Below are 4,066 nucleotides of genomic sequence, written 5' to 3'. Positions count from 1 at the left end.
AGGAGCCGTACAGGGCCCGTTCACGCTCCACCAGCAGGGGCATCGGGTCCGAGGCGGTGACCAGCTCCCGCAGCGGGAAGCGGGCCAGCACCGCGTCCGTCTCCGCCGACAGCGCGGGCTTCAGACGGTCCTGCACCGACAGGGAGTCGTCGCCGAGGGCACGGGCGGCGGCCAGGACGAGGTCGCGCTCCGGCCCCTTGGGGACTCCGGCGGCGGCGCGTTCGTACAGTTCGGCGCCCTCCTCGAGTACCAGCCCGGTGTCGATCCCGGCCGGCACCTTGACCGAGGCGATGTGCCGCCAGGTCGCCAGCGGATGGCTCCAGGCCTCCACCCGGTAGGTCCAGCGGCCGGTCGCGTCCGGGGTGACCTCCGCGCCCCAGAGGTCGCTGCCGGGGGAGAGTTCGCGCATCGGTGTCCAGGGGCCGCGGCGGCCCTTGGGATCACGCAGGACCACATTGGCACCGACGGCGTCGTGGCCCTCGCGGAAGACGGTGGCGGTAACCTGGAAGGTCTCTCCGGTCACCGCCTTCGCGGGGCGCCTGCCGCACTCAACGGCCGGCCGGACGTCACGTACCGGTACACGGCCGATGGCCGGGGTCCTGCGCATGTATCTCACCTCCGCCGTGCGCGAAGCCGGGCACGCGGCCCGGCTTCGCGATCCGAGAGACGGGCCGACGTGCGCCGGTCCCGCAGGGGAACGCCTTGATACGGTGCCAGGTCAGGGGCTTGACGCCGTGGAACGCCGCTCCGGTGGTGGCGTCCTTCTCGCCGTCCGGCGTGAGGGCGGCCGTCCGTCCTGCTCGCGCAGGTAGGTGACCAGGTTGGTGCGCAGATAGCGCTCCGCCGCGTCCGCGGCCTCACGGGCGCAGCGCTTGCCCATCAGGACGCACAGCGTGTAACCCGAGTCCTCGAAGGTGGCCCTGACCGTGCGGTCGTGCGGCGAGGCGAGCATGACGCGCTCCCACGCCCGGTAACGCCGCAACTGCCGGGCCACTTCGGCCTTGGCGGGTAGCAGCATGGCCCTCTTCACCTTCCACGCTCTCGACTGGGCGCGTTCCCGACGGTCGGGTGGTGGCCGCGCAGGGGTGGGCGCGGCACCGTTACGGCGATCGAGGCTTTCACTTATGGTGCACGCGCGACGACGCAGCGTCTTGTTGGATCTTCAACCATTGTGGGTGCGGGTGCTCGTGTTGCACGAATGGCGTAGCGCCCTCACCGTGGAGGTGACTCAGAAGCGATCAACGCTCACGCTGTGTGTCCGGGATCCCTCCCGGACAGGGGCGAGGGGAGCTGGAGCTTCGCCGGTGAGGAGCAAGCGACAATGAAGACCGCAGTGCCCTGCTACTACCACCTCGACGTGGAAGTCAGCCCGGAACGGGTGGGACAGGTCAGCCGCATCCTGGCCGCCCACCTCCGCTACTGGGACCTCGAGAACCTCGTGGACCCCGTCTGCCGCGGCGCCGAACTGCTGCTGCGGGCCATCGACGAGCACGCGACGGACAAGCACACCTCCATCGAGATGTGGTGGAACCGTCAGCACCTCATCACCGCGTTCGGTGACGACGACCCCGATCTGCGTCCGGACCAGGACCTGCGGTCCTGCCTCGCGGACATCGCCGCCATGAGCGACGGCTGGGGCTGCTGCGCATCCGAGACCGGCAGCAAGATCATCTGGTTCTCGCAGCGCGCCCGCGCCGGCGAGCGGGTGCCGCTGGTGCCCCTCCCGCCCTCGCCCGTGCTGCGGCAAGGCCTCCAGGTGCCCCGCGAGTTGGCGGTGGCCGTACTCGCCGCGCCCGCGCCCCCCGTCGACGACGCCCTGGAGGGCAGCCGGTGACCGCCCGCAGATCCAGGAAAGGGCTGCCCGTGTGGAGCGGGCAGCCCTACCCTTTGGGTGCCTCGTTCGACGGACAGGGCACCAACTTCGCCCTGTTCAGCGAGGTCGCCGAACGGGTCGACGTGATCCTCGTCGACGACAACGGCGCCGAGACCCCGGTCCGGCTGCACGAGGTCGACGGATTCGTCTGGCACGGCTACCTGCCCGGCGTCGGTCCCGGCCGGCGCTACGGCTACCGGGTGCACGGCCCCTGGCAGCCCGCGCTCGGTCACCGGTGCAATCCGGCGAAGCTGCTGCTCGACCCGTACGCCCGCGCCGTGGACGGGCAGATCGACAACCACGCCTCGCTGTACGAGCGCGCGCCCGAGGGCCCCGCCCCGGCCGACAGCGGCGGGCACTCCATGCTCGGCGTGGTCACCGACCCGTACTTCGACTGGGGCGACGACCGGCCGCCGCGGACGCCGTACTCGGACTCCGTCGTCTACGAGGCCCACGTGCGCGGCCTGACCCGCCGTCACCCGGACGTCCCCGCCCGGCTGCGCGGCACCTACGCGGGTCTCGCGCACCCCGCGGTGACCGAGCACCTGACCTCGCTCGGGGTGACCGCGGTGGAGCTGATGCCGGTGCACCAGTTCGTCCAGGACGGCGTGCTGCAGGACCGCGGACTGACCAACTACTGGGGCTACAACACCATCGGCTTCTTCGCCCCGCACAACGCCTACGCCGCCTTCGGCAGCCGCGGCCAGCAGGTCGACGAGTTCAAGGCCATGGTGAAGGCGCTGCACGCGGCCGGCCTCGAAGTCATCCTCGACGTGGTCTACAACCACACCGCCGAGGGCAACCAGATGGGCCCCACGCTGTCCTTCCGGGGCATCGACAACGCCTCCTACTACCGGCTGGTCGACGGCGACTGGGCGCACTACTACGACACCACCGGCACCGGCAACAGCCTGCTGATGCGGCACCCCTACGTGCTGCAGCTGATCATGGACTCGCTGCGGTACTGGGTCACCGAGATGCGTGTCGACGGCTTCCGCTTCGACCTCGCCGCGACCCTCGCCCGGCAGTTCCACGAGGTGGACCGGCTGTCGGCGTTCTTCGACCTGATCCAGCAGGACCCGGTGATCAGCCGCGTCAAGCTCATCGCCGAGCCCTGGGACGTGGGCGAGGGCGGCTACCAGGTCGGCAACTTCCCGCCGCTGTGGTCGGAGTGGAACGGCCGGTACCGGGACGCCGTACGGGACTTCTGGCGGGCCGAGCCCGGCTCGCTCGGCGAGTTCGCCTCCCGGCTGACCGGCTCCTCCGACCTGTACCAGCACAGCAGGCGCCGGCCGCGCGCGAGCGTCAACTTCGTGACCGCGCACGACGGTTTCACCCTGCGCGACCTGGTGTCGTACAACGACAAGCACAACGAGGCCAACGGCGAGGACAACCGCGACGGGGAGAGCCACAACCGGTCCTGGAACTGCGGGGCCGAGGGCGCGACCGACGACCCGGCCGTCCTCGAACTGCGTGCCCGCCAGCAGCGCAACCTGCTCGCCACGCTGCTGCTGTCGCAGGGCATCCCGATGCTCTGCCACGGCGACGAACTCGGCCGCACCCAGGGCGGCAACAACAACGCCTACTGCCAGGACAACGAGATCTCCTGGATCGACTGGAACCTGAGCGGCGAGCAGCGCAGCCTAGCGGACTTCACCCGGCACCTGATCGCGCTGCGCTCCGCCCACCCCGTGCTGCGCCGCCGGCGCTTCTTCCGCGGCGAGACCGCGACCAACGCACGGCAGCCGCTGCCCGACCTGATGTGGCTCAGGCCCGACGCCCGCGAGATGACCGGGCGGGACTGGCAGCGCGACGACGCCCACTCCGTCGGCGTGTTCCTCAACGGCGACGCCATCGCCGAACGCGACTCCTACGGGCGGCGGCTGGTCGACGACTCCTTCCTGCTGCTCCTCAACGGCTACTGGGAACCGGTCGACTTCCGCCTGCCCGACAGCTCCTTCGGGGAACGCTGGACCACCCTGATCGACACCGCCGACCCCGACGGCATCCCGGACGAACGCGAGCGCAAGGCCGGCACGAGACTCCGCGTGGAGTCCCGGAGCCTGGTCCTGCTGACGCGCCCGTCGCGCGCCGAGAGCTAGTAGTGCTTCGTTACGTCGAGTGATCTCGCCTGGTGGTGGGCATCTTCTCCGGTATGAGGTTGGGGGAGGTGGAACGGCTCCGGGGTGAGTT

General features: G+C 70.6%; 4 protein-coding genes. 2 read left to right on the top strand and 2 right to left on the bottom strand.

The features are described 5' to 3' along the window. Both ACZ7FF_RS44835 and ACZ7FF_RS44830 read right to left on the bottom strand, forming a co-directional pair. The coding region (locus tag ACZ7FF_RS44835; protein ID WP_470820514.1) for a maltotransferase domain-containing protein at positions 1-607 on the bottom strand (607 nt) is incomplete at its 3' end. A 111-nt stretch (positions 608-718) separates the two neighbouring features. Next, positions 719-1,018 (bottom strand): DUF5133 domain-containing protein, encoded by a 300-nt coding sequence (locus tag ACZ7FF_RS44830; protein ID WP_470820512.1) that lies wholly within the window; start codon positions 1,016-1,018, stop codon positions 719-721. 303 nt (positions 1,019-1,321) lie between these two features. Here ACZ7FF_RS44830 and ACZ7FF_RS44825 point away from each other — a divergent pair, with 303 nt between their 5' ends. Next, positions 1,322-1,834, top strand: coding sequence for a pep a2 (locus tag ACZ7FF_RS44825; RefSeq protein WP_470820510.1), 513 nt, complete (start codon positions 1,322-1,324; stop codon positions 1,832-1,834). After that, positions 1,831-3,975, top strand: coding sequence for a glycogen debranching protein GlgX (gene glgX, locus ACZ7FF_RS44820; protein ID WP_470820508.1), 2,145 nt, complete (start codon positions 1,831-1,833; stop codon positions 3,973-3,975). Before ACZ7FF_RS44825 ends, glgX begins: the two co-directional genes overlap by 4 nt. Positions 3,976-4,066 lie beyond the last annotated feature (91 nt).

Source organism: Streptomyces sp. NPDC037126, from assembly GCF_055605965.1.
Note: the sequence above shows the minus strand (reverse complement) of the source record. Positions and strands in the feature narration are given on the sequence as shown.